Raw genomic sequence first — 21,635 nt, forward strand, 5'->3', positions numbered from 1 at the left:
GAATGAGGAGATTCTCCGGGATCCATGACCCTCATGGAGGTCGGCTGCCTCGTCGACGCCGACATCCGCGGGGCCGGGGCTCACGGCAGCATCCAGGAAAGCACCGGGGTGGACTGCAGATAGACGAGCACACACATCACCAGCAGGAAGCAAAGTGACCATCCGATCACCTTGCGGAACAGGTCGCCCTCCTTACCGGGCATCGCCGTAGCGGCTGCGGCGATCGCAAGATTCTGCGGCGAGATCATCTTGCCGAGCACGCCGCCGGAGCTGTTACCCGCCGCAACCAGCACCTCACTGAGTCCGGCCTGCTGGGCGGCCGCGACCTGCAGAGTGCCGAACAGCGCATTCGAGGAGGTGTCCGAGCCGGTCACCGCGACGCCCAGCCAGCCGAGTACCGGCGAGAGAAACGCGAAAAAGCTGCCGGTTCGGGCGATCCACTGGCCGATCGTGATCGTCTGGCCCGAGAAGTTCATCACGTACGCCAGCGCGAGGACCGCGGCCACGGTGAGGATGGCCCACTTGAGCTGGTTCAGAGTCGCACCGAACGCCCGCGCCGCCGCAACAGGGCTGAGCCCCAATACCGCCACCGTGATCAAACCGGAAATCAGCAACAGTGTTCCGGCCGAGGACAGCCAGCCGAACGCGAACGTCACGCCCGCCGGCGGCTCCCCGGAAGCCATGACGATGTTCAGGCCCGGCCAGGGAAACTTGACCGCACCCACGCTCAGCAGCTTCTGGACCGCGCTGATCTGCGCGACGGAGAACACCGCGATGATGATCAGGTAGGGCGCATACGCTTTCAGAACTTCCCTTCCGGAGTCGGGCGGCGGCTCGGCACCCTCGGCCGAGCCGCCGCCCGATCCCGTGGTCATCTCGGGGGTGGTGCCATCACCCCGACCGGACTCCGCGGCGTGAGCCGACGACGAGACGGTGGCGACGCGGTCCTGCCCGTTGCCCCCACGTACCCGCTCCACCGCGAGCTCCTCGGCCGGCTGCCAGAACCGCAGCAGGACAACCAGTACGCCCGCGGAGGCAAGCGAGGCGATGATGTCGGTGAGTTCCACCGAAAGGTAGTTGGCGGAGGTGAACTGCGCGATGGCGAACACGACGCCGCAGACGAGCGCGGGCAGCCAGCACTGCCGTACTCCACGGCGGCCGTCGACGAGCAGGACGAGCACCAACGGCACGAACAGCGCGAGGACGGGGGTCTGCCTGCCGACGGTCGCGGCCAGCTCGCCCACCGGCAGCCCGGTGATCTTCGCCAGCGTCGTGATCGGCACCGCGATAGCGCCGAACGCGACGGGGGCGGTATTCGCCACCAGCGCTACCGTCGCGGCCTTCATCGGCGAGAATCCCATCGCGATGAGCATGACGGCACTGATGGCCACCGGTGTCCCGAAGCCGGCCAGGGCTTCCATCAACGCGCCGAAGCAGAACGCGATGATGATCGCCTGGATCCGCTGGTCGGTCGATACCGCGCCGAAGGAACGGCGCAGCACGTCGAAATGGCCGGTCGTCACCGTCATGTTGTAGATCCAGATGGCCGTCACGACAATCCACATGATCGGGAAGATCCCGAAGACTGCGCCCTCTGCGGCGCTGCTGAACGCCTGGCCGACGGGCATGCCGTACACAGCGACCGCCACCACCAGCGAGACTGCGAGCGCGATCAATCCGGCCCATTGTGCTTTCATCCGCACCACACCGAGCAGGACGAAGATCGTCAGCAGGGGCAGCAGGGCGAACAGGGCTGACAACCCGAGCGAGTTGGCCACGGGATCGACGATCTGCTCATACATGGTTGGAGCCTCTCGACGAGATGGGATCGACACCGCGGATTTCCGCGTCGATGAGTTGGACGGGATGCAACAGCGGCACGCGGCAGGCGCAGGCCGCAACGACCGCGGCGACTTCAGCGGTGCACTCCGGGAGCGCCACCAACGCCGGAATCACGCGGTGTCCGGTGATCCCGTCGCACTCGTAGGCCTTGAGCCGGGTCAGATCGGTGACGATCCGGTCGGGTGCGAGATCGCGACAGAGTAGTTCGGCCATGCCGCGGACGAGATCCACCCGGCCAGGCGTAGTCCCCGTCGACACGATGACGTACCAACCTTCCATGATCCGGAATTTAACTATCGACCAATGGAAGAATCCTCGTCGCGAAACGGTGTGTCAACCGTCACAAATCACCAAAATTCTGACGGAAGTATGAACTGACAGTCGGGCTCAGGCCGACGGATCGTCCTGCAGGTCGCGCACGAGGCACTCCGCTACCCGAAGCAGGATTGGAGCGATCTCGACCACCCGCGACGCTGTGATGCGTCCCGACGGTCCCGACACTGATACCGCCGACAGCGTGGGCGCGCCGGGCAGCGGAACAGCAACGCACCGAACCCCGATTTCCTGCTCACCATCGTCCACCGCCCAACCCTGCTCCCGTATCTCGGCGAGTTCAGCGAGGAACGCCCCTCTGTCGGTGTGCGTACGCGCCGTGTTGGCAGGCATCCCGGTGCGCACCAACAAGTCACAGACCTGATCGTCGGTCAGCTGCGAGAGGAGCGCTTTGCCGACACCGGTGCTGTGAGCCGCGACCCGGCGACCCACCTCGGTGAACATTCGCATCGAATGTGCGGATGGCACCTGGGCCACGTAAACGACGGAATCAGCTTCCAGCACAGCCATGTTGGCCGTTTCGCCGATTTCGGCCACCAACGTCGCGAGTCGTGGTCCCGCCCAGGCACCGCCGAGGGTCCGGGTGGCCGATTGCCCCAGCCGAATGAGCCGCGGGCCGAGCGCGTAACGGCGAGAGGTCTCCTGCCGGACGTAGCCGTTGTGTGCGAGCGACCTCAAGAGCCGGTGGATGGTGGGCAGTGGAAGACCAGTGACTTCTTCGAGCTCGGCCAGCCGCATCGCACCGCCTGCATCAGCCAGGTGTTCCAGCAGCGCCAGTGCACGGTCCACCGACTGCACGCCGCTGCCGCCCCGACCGTCAGCCACGGTGCCGCCCTGCCTCATCCCGCCATGTGGAAGGTGCTCATTGATAGTTGATCGCCGACCTCGAGAAGTTAACTTCCGTATTATAGCAGCTAACTTCCGCATTACGGAATTATTTTCGCCGCAGGTCTCATGTGCCATGCCCGGTAACCAGTGCCCCGACACATTTCAACCAGCGGCCCACCGCTTCTCCTGAAAATCAGGGCGGCCAACGGACGTCCGGCGCCATCGACCAGGCGGTGGATCTTGCTGGTCAACCCGCCGCGGGAGCAACCGATGCCGCGGGCCTGCCGCTCGACTGGCCGGATTCGTGAACCTCGACCCGGCCCCGGTGTCCGGCCCGAGGTTCGCATGAGGCGATGAGCGCGGACGCTCGTGGCATCCCCCGACACCCACCGAATCGATGGCCCCGGCGTCGACAACCGCGGCCAGCAACCGTCCCGGTGCGTAGCTATACCGGGGAGTATTCATGCATACGCGCTCTACAGCGAGGTATGCATTTGCTTCCCATTGCAATCGCCGACCTGGCCTTCTGCCCCAAGAACGCCAACTCGCATGATGGGGAGCCTGCTGCCCACCGCCCACCTGGCATTCGCGCTGGTCACGAAAAATTTCGGTCAGCGCCCGCCGGGAGTGATCCTGACCTCCGACGGTAGCCGTGTCCAGGGCAGGTCAGCTGGATCGGCGGCCATGAGCCCGGGAGCCTTTGCGACCAGGATGTGCGCTGCCATCGGTGCGAAGTCTCCGCGGAAATGCACGGAGCTCTTGACCACGATGATGCGCTGTCGTTCAGGCTCGATCCCGACCATCCGGAACAGGTTTCGGTCGAACATCTGGGTCCGCCCAGTGGTGACGCCGATACGCACCGACCCGCTGCGCAGGCACACCGAGGGCCCCAGGTCGATGAGGTTGCCGTGCATCATGGGGCCGTCGAAACGGCAACGGCCATCGGACAAGTGCTCGACCACGAATTTTCCGTGCACGGGGCTGTCACCTGGCACGGCAGGATCCCCGCAGAGATCGAGGGTGATTGTCGCACCGACTCCGGCAGTGTGTGCCGCCGCGACCGCCTCTGGATCGGTGAGCAGGCCGATCGCTGCGGGTCCCGGGTCGGCGGCCAGGAGCGCCTTCAGCAGCCCGGTCGTGCGTGCGGTTCCCCCGGCACCCGGATTGTCCTGGGTGTCGGCGATGACGACCGGCCCGTCGGCGCTGAGCCGGACCGCGTCGGCGATCGCCTGTCGCGGGTCGGGCAGCGACACCGCCCAGCTCTGCTCGAGACCGGTGACGTGTTCGTGAACGCGGTCGACCTGCTCGTCCACACCGTGGTCGCCGTAGCCGAACACCACAGGTCCACAGTCGGGGATATCCGCGGCCGGGAATCCGGCGGCAAAAGACAGTCCGTCGGACAGCCCGCGGTAGACCGCTTTCGCAGGTTCCAGGTCGGTGCAGCCCGCGTTGATCGGGATGAGGAAAGGCACCCGCCGCCATGACAGCTTCGGCCGCTCCCCCGCGATCCGGCGCATGAGCAGCTTCGCGGCGCGGCGGCCGGTCTCGGCCATGTCGACGTGCGGGTAGGTGCGGTAGGCGATCAAGGCATCCGCGGTGGCGAACATCTGCTCGGAAAGGTTGGCGTGCAGATCCAGGCTGGCCACGATGGGCACGTCGGGCCCCAGGACACCGCGGAGTCGGCTCAGCAACTCTCCTTCCCCGTCGTCGTGGTGCTCGGTGACCATGGCCCCATGCAGATCCAGGTACACCGCGTCGGGGGCACCGGCGCGGGCCGCGTCAAGGATCTCGCCGGTGATGCGTTCGTACGCCTCGGCCGTGACCGGCGCGGACGGTGAGGCCGCCGCCCAGATCACCGGTTGCACGGTGACGTCGCGCATCGCGGAGAGGAAGCCGCCGATCGGAAGGTTCACGTGCGCCAGGCCCAGCACGTCCTCGCCGCGCCGCAGCGCGGGAAAGCCTTCTCCGTTCACGAAATTCGCGTAGTCGGCCGGGGTGTGCGCGAACGTGTTGGTCTCGTGCTGGAAACCGGCAGCCAGTATTTTCATGATGCGTCCTCGCCAAGCTTGGTGAACAGGATGAGCAGGCCGCCGAGCACCAGCAGGACGACCATCGACAACAGGCCGGCCTCGGTGCTGCCGGTGACCTGTTTGACGTAACCGATCAATGTCGGGCTGAAGAACCCGCCGAGCAGGCCGATGCTGTTGATCAGCGCGATACCGCCGGCTGCGGCCGTATTCGTCAGATATCCCGATGGAATGGCCCAAAAGATCGTGTAGGAAGTCCACATCGTTGCAGTGGCGATGACGAGCGCGACCATCGACACCGCGAATATGTGGCCGCTCACGGCCGCGACGCCCAGTGCCGCCGCGGCAACCAGTGCCGGGACTGCGCTGTGCCACCGGCGTTCACCGCGCCGGTCCGACCGGCGGGACACCACGAACATCATGGCCAACGCGCAGATATAAGGAACCGTCGTCCAGAGCCCGATCTGAAGCGTGCCGGACACACCGTTGTCCGCGAGGATGGTCGGCAGCCAGAAGCTCACCGCGTACAGACCGCTGATGAGGCAGAAGTAGCCGCCGGCCAGTGCGTAGATCTTCGGATCAGCCAGCACGCGTCGGAAACTGTGCTCTCGCTCGGCCGCGGGTAGAGCCACATCCTGGATGATCTGGTCCTTTTCGGGCGTCGTGAGCCAGCCCGCGTCGGCGGGCCGGTCCGGCAACACCTTCCACACGACCCAGGCCAGCGCGACACACGGCAGGCCTTCGACAAGAAACATCCATTGCCAACCGGCCATCCCGTGTACGCCGTCGAGCGACGTCATCACAAACGTGGACACCGGGCCGCCGATCATCGAACCGAGCGGCCCCGGAATCATCAACACCGACATGGCCGCCGCCATCCGCGCCCGGGGGAACCACAAGGTGAGGTAGAAGATGATGCCCGGCGCGAAACCGGCCTCGAACACACCGAGCAGGAATCGCAGGATGAAAAAGCTCGTCGCGTCGTGCACGAACAGCATGGCGGCTGAGGTCAGCCCCCACAGCAGCATGATCCGGAAAATTGTTTTGCGGGTACCGATCCGCTGCAGCAGCAGGTTGCTCGGAACCTCGAAGAGGACGTAGCCGAGGAAGAAGATGCCTGCGCCCAGCCCGTATGCAAATTCGCTGAGCCCGACGTCTTCGGCCATCTGGAGCTTGGCGAATCCGATATTCACCCGGTCGATATAGGCGAAGACATAGCAGACCACGAGAAGCGGAAGGATCCGCCAGGCGACCTTGCGGTAAAGCACATCTGGCGCGACCCTGTCGCTGATGTCGACCATTGCCACTCCCTTCCGAAGGAATTCAAGTACCGTGCACGAGATTCCGGAGTGTCCCTGGAAAACGATGGATACCGGCATAAGAGGCATCAAAAATGTGGGATAACGACACCAAGCTGCTCGATGAAACCGACCTCGCGCTGGTGGACGCACTACAGGTCAACCCGCGGGCCAGTTGGACAAGCCTCGCCGAAGTGCTGGATCTCGCACCCATCTCTCTCGCACGGCGCTGGCAGCAACTGACCGACACCGGCTCGGCGTGGGTGACGGTGGCCCTGAGCAACAGCGAGATGCGGGGTGCGCTGCTGGAATTGACGTGCCGACCCGGCACCGCCGAACAGGTCGCGCTGAAACTGGCCACGGTGCCGAACGTGTCGACGGTCGGGGTGACCACCGGAGAATTCCAGGTATTCGCACTCGTGCTGGCGCCGAACCTGCCCGGCATCGCCGACCTGCTTCTGCGCACACTGCCGATTCCGTCGGAGGTCACGACCGTTCGATCTCACGTCTACAGCGGACTTTTCGGCGGAGTGGTATGGCGTCTCGGTGTGGTGAACCGCGCACAGATCGAATCGGTCCGCGAGCCCGTCGGGCCGTCGCCGGGCCAGATCCGGCCCTTCGGCCCATCAGACCGCGCGCTGTTCCTGGCGCTCGGATACGACGGTCGGCGCCCCTACACCGAGTTGGCCAAGGAGCTGGGAACCTCGCCCCAGGCGGTCAAGAGGCGACTCGACCGCCTGCGCAGACACGGCGACATCACATTCCGCTGCGACGTCGCGAGACCGCTGACCGGCTGGCAGTCCATGGCGCTGCTGTGGCTCACGGTCCCGGACCTGATGGTGTCCACGGTCGGTCAGCGGCTGGGCGCCTGGCCGGAGACGCGGCACTGCTCGGCGATTCCGGGTCCGGCGAATCTGTCGCTGATCGTGAGTTTGCGTTCCCTCGATCATCTGGGCGAGTTGCTGGTGCGTATCGCGCGAGCACATCCGGAGGTATCCGTCGTCGATCGCAGAATTGTCCTGCGGCAGATCAAAGTTCACGGCCGGATCGTCGACGATCTGGGCCGCAGTGTCCAAGTTCTGCCCGTCGATCCGTGGTACGGCGGCTGACCACCGCCCCAGCCCTACAGCGCCCTCAGTCGATCGCGCGCAGCAGAGCGACGTCGGAGACCAGCCGGATGTGGTCGGCCATCGCGCGGGACGCTTCACGGGAATCCTGGCGCCGCACCGCGTCGGCGATCCGGCGATGGCCCTCGAGTGAGGCCTGCGGCCGATCTTCCTGCGACAGCGATTCGATGCGGGTCTCGCTTATCAGTCCCGAGATCTCGTGCATGAGCTTGGCGAGCAGCGACGAGTGGGCCGCAACGATGATCGCCTCGTGAAACATCTCGTCACCGACGACCCCGCGGTCGCCATCGGCGATCTCCGATTCCATTTTCGCGATCGCCCCATCGATGGCGGCCATCTCCTCGTCGGTGCGACGGGCCGCGGCCAATCCGGCGAGCTTCACCTCGAGCGCCTCGCGGGCCTCGATGACATCGGGTATCCGGTCGGCGTGCTCTCGCAGCGCCTTGATGGCGCGCTCCTCGATGGGCCGTCGCACGAGGAGGGTCCCGTCGCCATGGCGAACCGACAGCACGCCCTGCACTTCGAGGGCGACCAACGCCTGGCTCAGCGACGCCCGGCTGACACCCAGCTGAGCTGCGAGGTCACGCTCGGCGGGCAGCCGGTCGCCGGGGGTCATCTCGTTGTCGGACATGTATGCGCACAACTGCTCGACGATGACTTCGTACAGTCGTGGACGGGTTACCGGCTTGAGTTGCTCTACCACTGACTCACCTGCTCTCTGCTCCAGAGGATACTCAGGGGCCATCTCGATCTGCGGTAACCACATTCACAGTGCATATTGACAGTGATACGCCTCACTGCTTAACTGGCTAGGCCATTGCTCCACTAGGTCAGTGGGCCTGCCCGAAGAGTGCGGAGACCTGAATGCCCCTCGAACTGATTCCGATCCTTGCCCTCGTCGCGATGTTCGTCGCGGCGACGCTGTTGCCGATCAACATGGGCACGCTCGGTTTCGTTGCCGCCTTCCTCGTGGGGACAGTCGCCGTAGGAATGAAAACCGACGACATCATCGCCGGATTCCCCAGCGACCTGTTTCTCACGCTGGTCGGCGTTACCTACCTGTTCGCGATCGCGCAGAACAACGGCACGATCGACCTGATGATCCGCGGCGCCATGCGCCTGGTACGCGGGCGCGTGGCATTCATTCCGTGGGTCATGTTCGGCATATCCGGCGTGCTGACCACATTCGGGGCACTCGGCCCTGCGGCGGTGGCAATCATCGCGCCGATCGCGCTCGGCTTCGCCAGGCAATACAAGATCAACGCCCTGCTGATGGGCATGATGGTGATCCACGGCGCCCAGGCCGGCGGTTTCTCACCGATCAGCGTCTACGGCGTCACCGTAAACAGCATCGTGGCCAAGGCCGGCCTGCTGAACAGCCCGATGGCCCTCTTCCTGGGCAGCCTGGTGTTCAACGCCGCCATCGGGGTGGGGCTGTTCGCCTTCCTCGGCGGACGGTCGCTTCTCGGCCGCAAGGTGCATGACATCGACCATGACGCTGTCGACGGTGACGCGTCCGGCGGATCGGCGACCGGCGCCACCGGCGCGTCACCTCGCCCCGACGGTGGTTCCGTGGCGACCGCGACACTCGCGACGCCGACCAGCGTCGCCGCGCCGGACGCCAAGCCCCTGCCGCAGCGCGCCACGTTCGATCAGATCCTGACCCTGATCGGCCTCGGGGCGCTGGCCGTCTTCGCGCTGGCTCTCGATCTCGACATCGGCTTCGTGGCGATGACGGTGGCCGCGGTTCTCGCCCTGGCCTCCCCGAAGGCGCAGAAGGGGGCGATCGCCCAGATCAGTTGGTCGACCGTGCTTCTGATCGGCGGCGTGCTGACGTTCGTCGGGGTACTCCAGGAGGCGGGCAGCGTCGAGTGGGTGGGCAATGGCGTCGCCCAACTGGGCATGCCGATGCTGGTCGCACTGCTGCTCTGCTACCTCGGTGGCATCGTGTCGGCCTTCGCGTCGTCCGCGGCCATTCTCGGCGCCACCATCCCGTTGGCCGTGCCGCTACTGCTCGCCGGCGAAATCAGCCCGGTCGGAGTGGTTGTCGCGCTTGCGATCTCGTCGACCATCGTTGACGTCAGCCCGTTCTCCACCAACGGCGCCCTGGTGCTCGCCAACGCACAAGACGTCGACCGCGACCGTTTCTATCGGCAGATCCTCAAATACAGCGCGCTGGTCGTGGCAATCGGTCCGGCCATCGCGTGGGCAGCTCTGGTGCTGCCCGGATGGCTCTGACACCCCGTAATCCGTCCCCGGTACCGCCGACCCCGTCACGGGTCGGCGGTACAGACGTGTCTCCACACTGCGCCCGCGCAGCGGTCACATCCACTTCTTAGAAGACATGCATTGACTTCCCCGGTCTACGCATGTTTTCGTAAATTGGCTAGGCCACTAGTTCAGTGAGCCATTAGTCCGAAAGGTGGACCATGACCTTGTCAGCTCCCACGTCAGCTCCCACGTCAGCTCCCTCGCCCCCCGGGACAGATCCGGCCGGCCCTCTCGCCGGCCTCCAGGTGCTCGATCTCACCCGCGCGCTGGCCGGGCCGCACGCGGCGATGATGCTGGGCGATCTCGGGGCCGAGGTGATCAAGGTGGAGAACCCGGCCGGCGGGGATGACACCCGCGGATGGGGCCCGCCGTTCGTGACCCCCGCGACCGGCGAACCCGAATCGACCTACTTCCTGTGCACCAATCGCAACAAGAAGTCGGTCACCCTCGACCTCAAACAACCGGCCGGCAGGGTTGCGCTCGAGTCGCTGCTGCGTGGATCCGACGTCCTGATGGAGAATTTCCGGCCCGGAGTCCTGTCCCGCCTCGGGTTTTCCCATCAGCACCTGGCCGAGCTCAACCCTCGCCTTGTCATCCTGTCCATCAGCGGATTCGGCCACGACGGTCCCGAGGCCGCACGGGCCGGCTACGACCAGATCGCGCAGGGCGAGGCGGGCCTGATGTCCGTCACCGGATCGGGCCCGGCCGATCAGCAGCGCGTCGGCGTGCCGATCGCGGATCTGCTGGCCGGCATGTACGGCGCCTTCGGCGTCCTCGCCGCCCTTCAAGAACGCGAACGAACCGGACGGGGTCAGGTGGTTCGCGCGTCATTGCTGGCCGCCGTCGTGGGCGTACACGCATTCCAGGGCACCAAGTGGACAGTGGCCGGACAGGTCGGTGAGCCGACCGGCAACCATCATCCGTCGATCTGCCCCTACGGCCTGTTCGATACCGCCGACGGGGCCGTGCAGATCGCCGTGGGCAGCGAGGGACTGTGGCAGCGCTTCTGCGAGGGATTCGATCTCGATCCCGAAAGTCCGGGCATGGCAACCAATCCGCAGCGGGTAGCGAACGGCAAGCGCGTCAACGAACTCGTCCAGAGCGTGTTCGCGCTGCATCCCACCGACGAGCTGCTCGCGACCCTCGACCGAATCGGTGTGCCGGCCGGGCGGATTCGGACCATCCGTGAGGTGTACGAGTGGGAGCAGACCCGGTCTCAGGGCCTGCTTGTCGAGGTGGATCACGCCACCTTGGGGACCATCTCCCTGCCCGGGCCTCCCCTGCGGTTCTTCGATACGGACGGTGCCGAGCTCACCCGTAAACGGCACACCGCTCCGCCGGTCCTCGGCGCCGACAATGGGCTCCTCACCTCGCCGCAGGAGCACCGATGACCAGGATGGGTGCACGCGAGCTGATCGAAGTTGTCACCGACAACGGGTCATGGCAGTCATGGGATGCGGCGCTGCCCGTGATGGCGGCCGGCGATGATTACGCCAGGGAGCTCGCGTCCGCCCGAGCCAGAACCGGCCTCGACGAGTCGGTGCTCACCGGGTGTGCCCTGATACGCGGGCACCGGGTGGCAATCTTGGTGTGCGAGTTCGGCTTTCTGGGCGGATCGATCGGCGTCGCCGCCGGCCGCCGCCTGGCCACCGCCGTCCGGCGCGCCACCGCCGAACGCCTGCCCGTGCTGGTGCTGCCCACCTCGGGCGGCACCCGGATGCAGGAGGGCGCCACGGCATTCCTGCAGATGGTTCGCATCACCGCCGCCATCAACGAGCACAAGGCGGCGCGACTGCCCTACCTGGTCTACCTTCGCCATCCCACCACCGGCGGCGTATTCGCATCATGGGGATCGCTCGGCCATCTGACCTTCGCCGAGCCCGGCGCCTTGATCGGATTCCTGGGACCACGGGTTTATGAAGCCCTGTACCGGTCACCGTTCCCACCCGACGTGCAGACCGCTGAAAATCTGTACGAGCACGGCATCGTCGACGGGGTATGCCCGCCAGATGACCTCCGCGACATGGTGGCCGACGTACTCGCCGTCGCGTCCCGACAGTGCACCCGTAGTAGGCACCCGGCCGCCACCGACCACGCCGACCGGCGCGACATTCCGGCGTGGACCTCGGTCCTGGCCACCCGCCAGCCAGATCGTCCGGGCGCCCTCGACGTGCTGGACACCGCGATCCGCGCGGTCCCGCTGCACGGAACCGGGCAAGGCGAGGCGGACCGCGCGGTGATCGTGGCGTTGGCACAGTTCGGGGAGGCGTCGTGTGTGGTGCTGGCTCAGGACAGAAAGGCGCAGGCCGCAGGCCGGCTCATCGGCCCGGCCGCCCTGCGTCAGGCCCGGCGCGGGATGCGGCTGGCCGCCGAGTTGGGCCTTCCGCTGGTCACCCTCGTCGACACGCCCGGCGGCGAATTGTCCGCAACGGCCGAAGAACGCGGCATGGCCGGGGAGATCGCCAGGTGCATCGCCGACCTGCTCGCCCTCGAGGTTCCGACGGTATCGGTACTGCTCGGGCAGGGGGCCGGGGGCGCGGCCCTGGCCTTGTTTCCCGCAGACCGGATGCTCGGCACCACCCACGCCTGGCTGTCACCGCTGCCGCCGGAGGGGGCGAGCGCAATCCTGTACCGCACCACCGAACACGCCCCCGAAATGGCGGCCCGCCAAGGCATCCGTGCGGCCGACCTGCTCGCACACGGCGCGCTCGACGACATCATCGCCGAACGTCCCGATGCGCGAAAGGAACCCGCGCAGTTCTGTCACCGCGTGGCAAACGCCATCGCCGACGAGCTCTGGTCGCTGGCCGGCGTCGCCCCGGCCAGTCGGTTGAACCGGCGCATCGAGCGGTTCGACCGGCTGACCACAGAGTCGGCTGTACCAATGATCGCTGAGAGCGCATGAAGTCGGCGGCGCCCACCTACCGTGAAGGACATGCGCCTGAGCCCACTCGTATTCGCCGCCCTCGTCCTGGCGGGCTGTTCGGCCAATGCCAGCCCAGATGACGCGACACCCGATGGGCGCACATTCGTGTCGGTGGCCGTGGACGGCGAGCCGATTCCGGGCGGCGGACCGCTGACCGTCGGCTTCGACCACAACCAGATCAGCACATTCGCGGGTTGCAACCACGGATCCGGGACAGCCGAGTTGGCCGATGGGCGGATCGTCACCCAGTTGGCCACCACCATGATGGCGTGCGCGCCACCGCTCGGCGACGCGGACGCCTGGGTGTCGCGGTTCTTCGATGCGCAGCCGTCGTGGTCGCTGGACGGTGACACCCTCACCCTGCGTACCGACGCCGCAACGGTGAAGCTGCAGGACAAGAATGTGGTCTACCCCGACCGATCGCTGACCGACACCACCTGGCAGGTGCAGAGCCTGGTGTCCGCCCAGGCGGTTTCGACATCGCAGGCCCTCGAGCAGGCCCGGCCTACACTGAAGATCGCGGCCGACGGCGCCGTCAGCGGATCAACCGGATGCAACCAGATCACCGGTCACGCAACCGTTTCCGGCACCCCGGCAGTAATCGAATTCGGCCCGCTGGCCACCACCAGGAAAGCGTGCCCGGGCGAACTCGGCGAAGTCGAGCAGGCCGTGCTGCGTGTCCTCGACGGGCGGGTCCAGACGGCAATCGATTCCGATGAGCTGCGGTTGACCCGCGAGGACGGCAACGGATTGATCCTGCGGGCCCAATAGCCGCGCGCAAGTTACAGCGGTGATGCCCCACGCAGATGCTCGAAGATCAGCGACGTCTGGGTACCGGCCACATCGGCGTCCGCGTTGAGGTTCTCGACCACGAACGCCCGTAGATCGTCGATATCACGCGCGGCGACGTGCAGGATGAAATCGTCACCGCCGGCCAGGAAGTAGACATCCATCACCTGCGGCCGCTGGCGGATGTGGCCGATGAAGCTGCGAATCTTGCCGCGCGCGTTCGACTGCAGGCTGACCGAGATCATCGCCTGTAACCCCAGACCGATTGCCGCCGGGTCGATATCGGTGTAAAAGCCGCGAATCACCCCGATGTCCTGCAGCCGGCGCACCCGCCCGTGGCAGGTCGACGCCGCAATGCCGACAGCCTCGGCGAGCGCGCTGTTGGAGATGCGCGCGTCCGCGTGCAGCGCCAGCAGAATGCGCCGGTCGATGTCGTCGAGCTCAGCCGGCCGAACATCCTTCGGCGGGCGGGCCACACGCGCCGCATTGACCGCCATTTCTTCGCCCATTCAGCCACCCTATCGAATCTTGAACAGAGATATTGCCCAGTAATCGAAGGTTCTTCACAATTACTTCAGCAATCCCACATTGAAGGAGCGATCATGCGCGTCGGCATCCCGACCGAGGTCAAGAACAACGAGTACCGCGTGGCCATTACACCGGCAGGCGTGGCTGAACTGACCCGACGGGGTCACGACGTGATCATCCAGGCCGGCGCGGGTGACGGCTCGGCCATCTCCGACCGCGATTTCAAGGCCGCGGGCGCCGAGATCATCGCCACCGCAGATGAGGTGTGGGCCGAGGCCGACCTGCTGCTCAAGGTGAAGGAGCCCATCGAATCGGAGTACTCGCGCATGCGCGAGGGCCAGACGCTGTTCACCTACCTGCACCTCGCGGCCTCCAGGGCGTGCACCGATGCGTTGCTCGCGTCCGGCACCACCTCCATCGCCTACGAGACCGTGCAGACCAGCGACGGTGCACTGCCACTGCTGGCCCCGATGAGCGAGGTCGCCGGCCGACTCTCCGCACAGGTCGGCGCCTACCACCTGATGCGCAGCCATGGCGGCCGCGGCGTGCTCATGGGCGGCGTCCCCGGCGTGGCCCCGGCCGAGGTGGTCGTCATCGGCGGCGGCACGGCCGGTTACAACGCCGCTCGCGTCGCCGCCGGAATGGGCGCTCAGGTAACGGTTTTCGACCTGAACATCAACAAGCTACGGGAGGTCGACGGCGAGTTCGGCGGCCGCATCCAGACCCGCTACTCGGCGACCCTGGAACTCGAGGATGCCGTCAAGCGTGCCGACCTGGTGATCGGCGCGGTGCTGGTCCCGGGCGCGAAGGCCCCCAAGCTGGTGACCAATGCGATGGTGGCGCACATGAAATCAGGTGCGGTCCTCGTCGACATCGCCATCGACCAGGGTGGCTGTTTCGAGGATTCCCGGCCCACCACCCACGACGATCCGACGTTCAGCCTGCACGACACCCTGTTCTACTGCGTTGCCAATATGCCTGGCGCCGTGCCGCGGACGTCGACCTTCGCGCTGACCAACGCCACCATGCCGTATGTGCTCAAGCTCGCCGACAACGGTTGGCAGGCAGCCTGCGCGAGCGATGCCGCACTGGCCAAAGGCTTGTCGACCCACCAGGGGGCACTGCTGTCCGAGCAGGTCGCTGCCGACCTGGGTTTGCCGTTCACCGATCCGGCAACGGTCCTGAGCTGAGCCTGCCGTTGCCCATTGGCCGCTCTTGACACCTGTCAAGTACGCTGGCCGCATGCTGCTGCAGGAGTTATTGCCGGACCCGCCGTCGAACACCGCCGGGGCCCTTGAGCTGTTCGACGCCTCGGCGCCGGTGGATCCGGAGTTCATGATCGGCACCTGGCAGGGCGCCGAACTTCCCACCGGTCACCCGATGGACGGCCTACTTGCCGCCAGCGGCTGGTGGGGCAAGCAGTTCGTCGACACCGAGACGGTGCACCCGCTGTTGTTCCCAGCCCGGGACGGCGCCTCGCTCTGGGCACTCAACCCGCTGCCCGCATTCGGCGGGTTGGGTGTCTCGACAAGGCTTCCCGGGCTCAGAACCCTGTCGGTGGCCCGGCCGATCACTGCGTTGCGGCCACTGCTGCAAGCGCGGTCGGCCAAGGCGCGCCTGCGCACCACGCGGTACCGCGGCGTCGACACCGCAACCATGATCTACGACCAACTCCCGATCAACGATGTATTCCACCGGCTGTCCGACGATGCCGTGATCGGCGCGATGGATCTGCGCGGATCGCGGCGGCCCTACTTCTTCGTGCTGCGACGCAATGATTCGATGCCGGTGGCTTAGCAGCCGCGCGTACTTGCGGTGTTCACCGCGCATTCGGCCGACGGCTCCACGACGGTGCTTGGATCGAAAGAGCAAGCGTCCCAATGGACTTAGGAGTAACCAGTGGTTAACCTGCCCGTCGCGCACCAGCCCCGCCCGTTCCTGCCCGAGCTCTCGGAGTTCTTCGCCGGGATCACCCCGTTCGCCAGCCTCCGCCCGATCTTCGAACGCAATCTCATGCGTATCGAGGACGAGGTGACCGAGGACCACTACGAGTTACGCGCCGAGATACCCGGCATCGACCCGGCCCGCGACGTCCACATCACCGTGAACGACGCCCAGCTCACGGTGAAGGCCGAGCGCACCGAACGCGCCGAGGTCAACGCACGCTCGGAGTTCTCGTACGGTGCGTTCCTGCGCACGGTGACCCTGCCGGCAGGCGCCAACGAGGACGACATCACCGCCAGCTATGACCGCGGCATCCTCACCGTCCGGGTTCCGCTGTCGCAGAATCCGTCCGGCGCCCGGCAGATCGCGATCCAGGGCAGCGAGGACAACGCGGGATAACTCAGTTCGTCCCCAGCAGTGACGGCAGCACCAGTGTCGTCAGCTCACCGATGAGCGGTCGCAGGCCGGCGGCCTCCGGGTCATCGGCCCGTGACCGTGTCATCACCGCCAGCAGTACCCGCTGACCATCGGGGCCGTACGCGATGCCGACATCGTTGGTGCTGCCGTAATCGCCGCTGCCCGTCTTGTCAGCCGTGGTCCAGCCTTCCGGAAGCCCGGGCCGCATGCTCGAGGTCTGGTTCCCCCGCATCCAGTCCTCGAGCTGCTGACGTTGCGGCGGGCTCAGCGCGTCACCCACCAGCATCGCCCGGTAGCCGCCGGCCAGCGCCGTAGGTGTCGAGGTGTCGCGCGGATCGCCGGGCACCGCGGAATTCAGTTCGGTCTCCCAGCGGTCCAGCCGTGTGCGGTCATCACCGATACTGCGGGCGAACGCGGTGATCGCGGGGGGTCCGCCGATGGTCTTCAGCAGCAGATTGGCCGCGGTGTTGTCGCTGCGCTGCAACGCGGCCTGGCACAACTCGGCCAATGTCATCTCACCGCCGGCTCTCGTTTCGGTCACCGGCGAGTTGGCGACGATCGCTGCAGGGTCGACGAACACCCGGTTGTCCAGCGACAGTTCGCCGCGACCGACCTGTTGCAGCACCCGGCCCGCCGCGTAACCCTTGAACGTCGAACACATGGCGAACATCTCATCGGCACGGTGACTCACTGTGCGATCCGAGCCGAGATCGGCCCCATAGATACCGATCAGCGCGTTGTGCTGCTGTTCCAGCGCACCGATCTGCCGGTCGATCGGCGCCACCGGCTCGGCCCGGGCGGCAGGTTTGCTGCTCAAGCCGGCAACAGCCAAACCCGCCAGGGAACCGATCAGAACGTTGCGTCGCGAGAGTCCGGTCACCGGGCCAAGGGTACCGATGATTGGTCGGACTGCAACGACCGTCAGCCCGCGATGACCTGGAGCCGTTGTGGTAGCGAGGATTTCGTCCGATGCGGGCCGAGCACCGCGGCACCGTAGTCGCGGGTCAGAAGCTCCCGCGCCACCGCGTTGACCTCGTCGAGGGTGACCGCTTCGATCTGGGACAACGTGTGTTCGATGCTGCGTTGCTCTCCGTAGTTGAGCTCACTGCGGCCCATGCGATGCATCCGCGAGCCCGAATCCTCCAGCCCGAGCACCAGCCCACCGCGTAACGAGCCCTTCGCGATACGGCATTCATTCTCGGTGATCCCGTCGCGGGCAACGCCTTCGAGGACATCGGTGGTCACCCGGACCACCTCGTCAAACCGCTCCGGCAGGCATCCGGCGTAGATGGACAGGGCGCCGCTGTCGGAGAACGTGTCCACCGTGGAGTACACCGAGTACGCCAGGCCTCTGGTTTCCCGGATCTGCTGGAACAGTCGGGAACTCAGGCCACCGCCCAACGCGGTGTTGAGGACTGACAGTGCCCAGCGGTGCTTCCAGCGTCGTCCGGGAGTCCGTACCCCCATCGACAGATGGGTCTGCTCACCGTCACGCTCGACCACCTCCAGTGCGGGCCGGCCCGACACCCGACCTGAACCGGTGCGGGGTGGCACCGCGGTACGACCGGCGACCAGCCGTGGCCCGAAGTGCTCGCGCACCAAACCCACCACCGTGTCGTGGTCGACATTGCCTGCGACCGCTACCACCATCCGTTCGGGGGTATACCGGCGCGTGTGGAAGGAATGCAGTTGGGTCCGGGTCATCGCCGTGATCGATTCGATGCTGCCGATCACGGGGCGTCCGACCGGGTGATCACCGAACATCGCCGACAGGAACACATCTCCGAGGGTGTCCTCGGGGTCGTCGTCGCGCATCGCGATCTCTTCGAGCACGACATCGCGTTCCACCTCGACGTCCTGTGCCGCGCAGCGCCCGTTCAGCACCACGTCGGCGACCAGGTCGATGCCCAGCGCCACATCGGTGTCGAGCACATGGGCGTAATAGCAGGTGTGCTCGCGTGCGGTGAATGCGTTGAGCTCACCGCCGACGGCGTCGACAGCTTGCGCGATGTCGACCGCGGTGCGCGTCGGAGTCGACTTGAACAGCAGGTGTTCCAGGAAGTGGGCGGCCCCCGCGACGCTTCTACCTTCGTCGCGGGAACCGACACCCACCCACAGGCCTACCGACGCCGAATGCACCGACGGGATGTACTCGGTGACCACCCGCAGTCCGCCGGGCAGTGTCGTCCGGCGGAAATGCGAGGTGTCAGGAGCGGAGGCGGCCGACGTCTCAGGAATCGGCGGTCGCAACATCGGCGGGTGCGGGGTCACCGGCGGCGGGAGCTTCCGCGGCCTCGTCTTCGGCAACCAGCACCAGCGAAATCTTGCCGCGGTTGTCGATGTCGGCGATCTCCACCCGGAGCTTGTCACCGACCTTCACCACGTCCTCGACCTTGGCGATGCGCTTGCCGCGACCCAGCTTGGAGATGTGCACCAACCCGTCGCGGCCCGGGAGCAGCGACACGAACGCACCAAAGTCAGTGGTCTTTACCACCGTGCCGAGGAACCGCTCACCGATCTTGGGCAACTGCGGGTTGGCGATCGCGTTGATCTTGTCGATCGCCGCCTGCGCCGACAACCCGTCGGCGGCACCGACGAACACCGTGCCGTCGTCCTCGATGGAGATCTGGGCGCCGGTCTCCTCGGTGATCGAGTTGATCATCTTGCCCTTGGGCCCGATGACCTCGCCGATCTTGTCGACCGGGACCTTGATCGTGGTGATCCGCGGTGCGTACGGGCTCATCTCGTCCGGGGCGTCGATGGCCTCGGCCATCACCTCAAGGATGGTCACCCGCGCATCCTTGGCCTGGGCCAGCGCGCCGGCCAGTACCTGCGAGGGGATGCCGTCCAGCTTGGTGTCCAACTGCAGCGCGGTGACGAAGTCCTTGGTGCCCGCGCACTTGAAGTCCATGTCACCAAAGGCATCTTCGGCACCGAGGATGTCGGTCAGCGTGACGAACCGGCGCTCGGTCTTACCGTCAACTTCAATGTCATCCGAGACCAGGCCCATCGCGATACCCGCGACCGGAGCCTTCAGCGGCACACCGGCGTTCAGCAGCGAGAGGGTCGATGCGCACACCGAGCCCATCGACGTCGAACCGTTGGAGCCCAACGCCTCCGACACCTGGCGGATCGCGTACGGGAACTCCTCGACGCTCGGCAGCACCGGCATCAAAGCCCGCTCGGCGAGCGCACCGTGACCGATCTCGCGGCGCTTCGGCGAACCGACGCGGCCGGTTTCACCGGTCGAATACGGCGGGAAGTTGTAGTGGTGCATGTACCGCTTCGACGTCTCCGGCCCCAGCGAGTCGATCTGCTGCGCCATCTTCACCATGTCCAGTGTGGTCACACCCATGATCTGGGTTTCGCCACGCTCGAACAGGGCGCTGCCGTGCGCCCGCGGGACGACGGCCACCTCGGCCGAGAGGGCACGGATGTCGGTGACGCCACGCCCGTCGATGCGGAAATGGTCGGTCAGGATCCGCTGGCGAACCAGCTTCTTGGTCAGCGACCGGAAGGCCGCACCGATTTCCTTCTCACGGCCGGCATAGGTCTCGGCCAGACGCTCCAGCACCTCGGCCTTGAGCTCGTTGGTGCGGTCGTCGCGCTCTTCCTTGCCTGCGATGGTGAGCGCCTCGGACAGTGCGTCGGTGGCCACCGAGGACACCGCGTAGAACACGTCGTCCTGGTAGTCGGGGAACACCGGGTAGTCGGCGGTCTCCTTACCTGCGGCCTCGAACAGCTCCTGCTGCGCGGCACACAATGCGGCGATGAACGGCTTGGCCGCCTCAAGACCCTCGGCCACCACGGCCTCGGTCGGTGCGCCCGCACCTCCGGCGATGAGCTCGATGACCCGATCGGTGGCCTCGGCCTCGACCATCATGATCGCGACATCGTCGGCGGTCTTACGGCCGGCGACGACCATGTCGAACACCGCCCCCTCGAGCTGCTCGACGGTCGGGAAGGCGACCCACTGGCCGTCGATGAGTGCGACACGCACGCCGCCGACAGGGCCGGCGAACGGCAGGCCCGAGACCTGGGTGGACGCCGATGCGGCGTTGATGGCCAGCACGTCGTACAGATCCTTGGGGTCCAGGCTCATCACCGTGACGACGACCTGGATCTCGTTGCGCAGACCCGATACGAACGTCGGGCGCAGCGGCCGGTCGATCAGGCGGCAGGTCAGGATCGCGTCGGTTGACGGCCTGCCCTCGCGACGGAAGAACGAGCCGGGGATGCGCCCGGCGGCGTACATGCGCTCTTCGACATCGATCGTCAGCGGGAAGAAGTCGAAGTGGTCCTTCGGCGTCTTGCTGGCCGTTGTGGCCGACAGCAGCATGGTCTCGTCGTCGAGGTATGCGACGACCGAGCCTGCGGCCTGCTTGGCCAACCGCCCGGTTTCGAAGCGAATGGTGCGGGTGCCGAAGCTCCCATTGTCGATGACAGCGGTGGATTCGAACACGCCGTCTTCTAGTTCAACTACAGACATCTAGTCCGGTGGCCTCTCTGAATTCATTCAGCTATTTCGCGTCGTCACACTCAGACTTGCCACAGGCCTGGATACGGCTACGGCCGTCGATCGAAGCTGCCGGACATCCCACTGCGGGGTTCCCGGCAGCCACTACCGAAGACCGCCCGACCAGGCGGGCCCTGATAGGACTCGCAGGAGCGGCGCCCGCGGTTCTGCGGATACCGCACCCATTCGTTCGAATTGTCGGCGTGCGAATAGCAGGCATCGACTGACGAACGCCCTCATGTTACACGGCAGCAACAGCCCAGCAGCCAATGCGGCGCTGCTTAGGACACGTCCTCCACGCATACGGTGAACTGGCGTTCATCGTATGCGTAGCCCACGCCGCTGCCGCACTGGTCGACGTTGGAAACACCCTGCAGGATCTGGGTGGCCCGCTGCCGGTGCGGCGCAGCCGAATCGCCGCAATCCACCCGCACCGGGTCCTTGTCGTTCTCCGGGTCGATGCTCATACAGCTGTCGACGATCCAGTCGATGTCCATACAGATCGTCTGGGATTCATCGCGCAGCGGGCTGCTCATCGAAAAGTACGAATCGACGTCCATGGGACATTGATCGCTGTCCGTGACCGTGGAGACCACTCTGAAGTTGGACTCCATGCTGCCGCACACTGCTTCGGCGGCGTCGGGCCGTTCCACCGTGCCGCCGATCCTCAGACAGTCCCCCGTCTGCATGTCCGCGGCTGCCGCGGACGAACACCCTGTCACAACGCCAGCTGCGAGTACCGCGGCCGCCCCCACAATCACGGCCGCCGGCAGGGATGCCACCGATGCG

The 21,635-nt window shown here is 66.1% G+C and carries 19 protein-coding genes; 8 read left to right on the forward strand and 11 right to left on the reverse strand.

What is annotated here, in order from left to right; all coding sequences use genetic code 11:
- Positions 1 to 80: 80 nt before the first annotated feature.
- The 5 genes from M1247_RS09600 to M1247_RS09620 all read right to left on the reverse strand — a co-directional run bounded on the left by M1247_RS09600 (position 81) and on the right by M1247_RS09620 (position 6,331).
- On the reverse strand, positions 81 to 1,802 hold the full coding sequence (locus M1247_RS09600) for an L-lactate permease (RefSeq protein ID WP_317156040.1): 1,722 nt from the start codon (positions 1,800 to 1,802) through the stop codon (positions 81 to 83).
- On the reverse strand, positions 1,795 to 2,121 hold the full coding sequence (locus M1247_RS09605; RefSeq protein ID WP_317156041.1) for a hypothetical protein: 327 nt from the start codon (positions 2,119 to 2,121) through the stop codon (positions 1,795 to 1,797). Before M1247_RS09605 ends, M1247_RS09600 begins: the two co-directional genes overlap by 8 nt.
- 108 nt (positions 2,122 to 2,229) lie before the next feature.
- Positions 2,230 to 3,018, reverse strand: a complete 789-nt coding sequence (locus M1247_RS09610) for an IclR family transcriptional regulator (protein ID WP_317156042.1) — start codon at positions 3,016 to 3,018, stop codon at positions 2,230 to 2,232.
- A 596-nt stretch (positions 3,019 to 3,614) separates the two neighbouring features.
- Positions 3,615 to 5,051 carry a M81 family metallopeptidase gene (locus M1247_RS09615; protein WP_317156043.1) on the reverse strand — a complete coding sequence of 479 codons (1,437 nt, stop codon included), beginning with the start codon at positions 5,049 to 5,051 and terminating at the stop codon, positions 3,615 to 3,617.
- On the reverse strand, positions 5,048 to 6,331 hold the full coding sequence (locus M1247_RS09620) for an MFS transporter (protein WP_317156044.1): 1,284 nt from the start codon (positions 6,329 to 6,331) through the stop codon (positions 5,048 to 5,050). The genes M1247_RS09615 and M1247_RS09620 overlap by 4 nt, the downstream gene beginning before the upstream one ends.
- 92 nt (positions 6,332 to 6,423) lie before the next feature.
- Here M1247_RS09620 and M1247_RS09625 point away from each other — a divergent pair, with 92 nt between their 5' ends.
- On the forward strand, positions 6,424 to 7,437 hold the full coding sequence (locus tag M1247_RS09625) for an Lrp/AsnC family transcriptional regulator (protein ID WP_317156045.1): 1,014 nt from the start codon (positions 6,424 to 6,426) through the stop codon (positions 7,435 to 7,437).
- Positions 7,438 to 7,462: 25 nt separating this feature from the next.
- Here M1247_RS09625 and M1247_RS09630 read toward each other — a convergent pair whose 3' ends face one another.
- Positions 7,463 to 8,158 (reverse strand): FadR/GntR family transcriptional regulator, encoded by a 696-nt coding sequence (locus tag M1247_RS09630; RefSeq protein WP_317156046.1) that lies wholly within the window; start codon positions 8,156 to 8,158, stop codon positions 7,463 to 7,465.
- A gap of 161 nt (positions 8,159 to 8,319) precedes the next feature.
- On the opposite strand from M1247_RS09630, the gene M1247_RS09635 reads away from it, so the two are divergent.
- The 4 genes from M1247_RS09635 (at position 8,320) to M1247_RS09650 (ending at position 13,423) form a co-directional block, all read left to right on the forward strand.
- Positions 8,320 to 9,693, forward strand: coding sequence for an SLC13 family permease (locus tag M1247_RS09635; protein WP_317156047.1), 1,374 nt, complete (start codon positions 8,320 to 8,322; stop codon positions 9,691 to 9,693).
- A 191-nt stretch (positions 9,694 to 9,884) separates the two neighbouring features.
- Positions 9,885 to 11,117, forward strand: a complete 1,233-nt coding sequence (locus M1247_RS09640) for a CaiB/BaiF CoA transferase family protein (RefSeq protein WP_317156048.1) — start codon at positions 9,885 to 9,887, stop codon at positions 11,115 to 11,117.
- Positions 11,114 to 12,631, forward strand: coding sequence for a carboxyl transferase domain-containing protein (locus M1247_RS09645; RefSeq protein WP_317156049.1), 1,518 nt, complete (start codon positions 11,114 to 11,116; stop codon positions 12,629 to 12,631). The genes M1247_RS09640 and M1247_RS09645 overlap by 4 nt, the downstream gene beginning before the upstream one ends.
- A 30-nt stretch (positions 12,632 to 12,661) precedes the next feature.
- Positions 12,662 to 13,423: an META domain-containing protein gene (locus tag M1247_RS09650; RefSeq protein WP_317156050.1), complete on the forward strand. Its 762-nt coding sequence runs from the start codon at positions 12,662 to 12,664 to the stop codon at positions 13,421 to 13,423.
- 11 nt (positions 13,424 to 13,434) lie between these two features.
- On the opposite strand, the gene aldR is transcribed toward M1247_RS09650, so the two are convergent.
- Positions 13,435 to 13,950 (reverse strand): HTH-type transcriptional regulator AldR, encoded by a 516-nt coding sequence (gene aldR / locus M1247_RS09655; RefSeq protein ID WP_317156051.1) that lies wholly within the window; start codon positions 13,948 to 13,950, stop codon positions 13,435 to 13,437.
- A gap of 93 nt (positions 13,951 to 14,043) precedes the next feature.
- On the opposite strand from aldR, the gene ald reads away from it, so the two are divergent.
- From ald to M1247_RS09670, 3 genes are all read left to right on the forward strand, one after another.
- Positions 14,044 to 15,159 carry an alanine dehydrogenase gene (ald, locus tag M1247_RS09660; protein ID WP_317156052.1) on the forward strand — a complete coding sequence of 372 codons (1,116 nt, stop codon included), beginning with the start codon at positions 14,044 to 14,046 and terminating at the stop codon, positions 15,157 to 15,159.
- Between the two features lie 52 nt (positions 15,160 to 15,211).
- A complete protein-coding gene (locus tag M1247_RS09665) occupies positions 15,212 to 15,766 on the forward strand; it encodes a DUF4334 domain-containing protein (protein WP_317156053.1) in 555 nt (184 codons plus the stop codon).
- Between the two features lie 102 nt (positions 15,767 to 15,868).
- Positions 15,869 to 16,312 (forward strand): Hsp20/alpha crystallin family protein, encoded by a 444-nt coding sequence (locus M1247_RS09670; protein WP_317156054.1) that lies wholly within the window; start codon positions 15,869 to 15,871, stop codon positions 16,310 to 16,312.
- Position 16,313: 1 nt separating this feature from the next.
- Here M1247_RS09670 and bla read toward each other — a convergent pair whose 3' ends face one another.
- From bla to lppU, 4 genes are all read right to left on the reverse strand, one after another.
- Positions 16,314 to 17,210 carry a class A beta-lactamase gene (gene bla, locus M1247_RS09675; RefSeq protein WP_317156055.1) on the reverse strand — a complete coding sequence of 299 codons (897 nt, stop codon included), beginning with the start codon at positions 17,208 to 17,210 and terminating at the stop codon, positions 16,314 to 16,316.
- Positions 17,211 to 17,251: 41 nt separating this feature from the next.
- Positions 17,252 to 18,583 carry a M16 family metallopeptidase gene (locus M1247_RS09680; protein ID WP_317156190.1) on the reverse strand — a complete coding sequence of 444 codons (1,332 nt, stop codon included), beginning with the start codon at positions 18,581 to 18,583 and terminating at the stop codon, positions 17,252 to 17,254.
- Entirely contained in the window at positions 18,561 to 20,819 is a 2,259-nt protein-coding gene (locus tag M1247_RS09685; RefSeq protein WP_317156056.1) for a polyribonucleotide nucleotidyltransferase, read from the reverse strand. The genes M1247_RS09680 and M1247_RS09685 overlap by 23 nt, the downstream gene beginning before the upstream one ends.
- Positions 20,820 to 21,127: 308 nt before the next feature.
- Positions 21,128 to 21,628: an LppU family putative lipoprotein gene (gene lppU, locus M1247_RS09690; RefSeq protein WP_317156057.1), complete on the reverse strand. Its 501-nt coding sequence runs from the start codon at positions 21,626 to 21,628 to the stop codon at positions 21,128 to 21,130.
- Positions 21,629 to 21,635 lie beyond the last annotated feature (7 nt).

This window comes from Mycobacterium appelbergii (assembly GCF_032883035.1).
Taxonomy (GTDB): Bacteria; Actinomycetota; Actinomycetes; order Mycobacteriales; family Mycobacteriaceae; genus Mycobacterium; species Mycobacterium appelbergii.

Excerpts from the sequence above, each read along its gene's own strand:
- M1247_RS09605 (WP_317156041.1), bottom strand. The coding sequence starts at position 2,121 with ATGGAAGGTTGGTACGTCATCGTGTCGACGGGGACTACGCCTGGCCGG.
- aldR (WP_317156051.1), bottom strand. The coding sequence starts at position 13,950 with ATGGGCGAAGAAATGGCGGTCAATGCGGCGCGTGTGGCCCGCCCGCCG.
- M1247_RS09635 (WP_317156047.1), top strand. The coding sequence starts at position 8,320 with ATGCCCCTCGAACTGATTCCGATCCTTGCCCTCGTCGCGATGTTCGTC.
- M1247_RS09650 (WP_317156050.1), top strand. The coding sequence starts at position 12,662 with ATGCGCCTGAGCCCACTCGTATTCGCCGCCCTCGTCCTGGCGGGCTGT.
- M1247_RS09685 (WP_317156056.1), bottom strand. The coding sequence starts at position 20,819 with ATGTCTGTAGTTGAACTAGAAGACGGCGTGTTCGAATCCACCGCTGTC.
- M1247_RS09665 (WP_317156053.1), top strand. The coding sequence starts at position 15,212 with ATGCTGCTGCAGGAGTTATTGCCGGACCCGCCGTCGAACACCGCCGGG.
- M1247_RS09610 (WP_317156042.1), bottom strand. The coding sequence starts at position 3,018 with ATGAGGCAGGGCGGCACCGTGGCTGACGGTCGGGGCGGCAGCGGCGTG.
- M1247_RS09625 (WP_317156045.1), top strand. The coding sequence starts at position 6,424 with ATGTGGGATAACGACACCAAGCTGCTCGATGAAACCGACCTCGCGCTG.
- M1247_RS09620 (WP_317156044.1), bottom strand. The coding sequence starts at position 6,331 with ATGGTCGACATCAGCGACAGGGTCGCGCCAGATGTGCTTTACCGCAAG.
- M1247_RS09615 (WP_317156043.1), bottom strand. The coding sequence starts at position 5,051 with ATGAAAATACTGGCTGCCGGTTTCCAGCACGAGACCAACACGTTCGCG.
- ald (WP_317156052.1), top strand. The coding sequence starts at position 14,044 with ATGCGCGTCGGCATCCCGACCGAGGTCAAGAACAACGAGTACCGCGTG.
- M1247_RS09645 (WP_317156049.1), top strand. The coding sequence starts at position 11,114 with ATGACCAGGATGGGTGCACGCGAGCTGATCGAAGTTGTCACCGACAAC.
- M1247_RS09640 (WP_317156048.1), top strand. The coding sequence starts at position 9,885 with ATGACCTTGTCAGCTCCCACGTCAGCTCCCACGTCAGCTCCCTCGCCC.
- M1247_RS09600 (WP_317156040.1), bottom strand. The coding sequence starts at position 1,802 with ATGTATGAGCAGATCGTCGATCCCGTGGCCAACTCGCTCGGGTTGTCA.
- M1247_RS09680 (WP_317156190.1), bottom strand. The coding sequence starts at position 18,583 with ATGTTGCGACCGCCGATTCCTGAGACGTCGGCCGCCTCCGCTCCTGAC.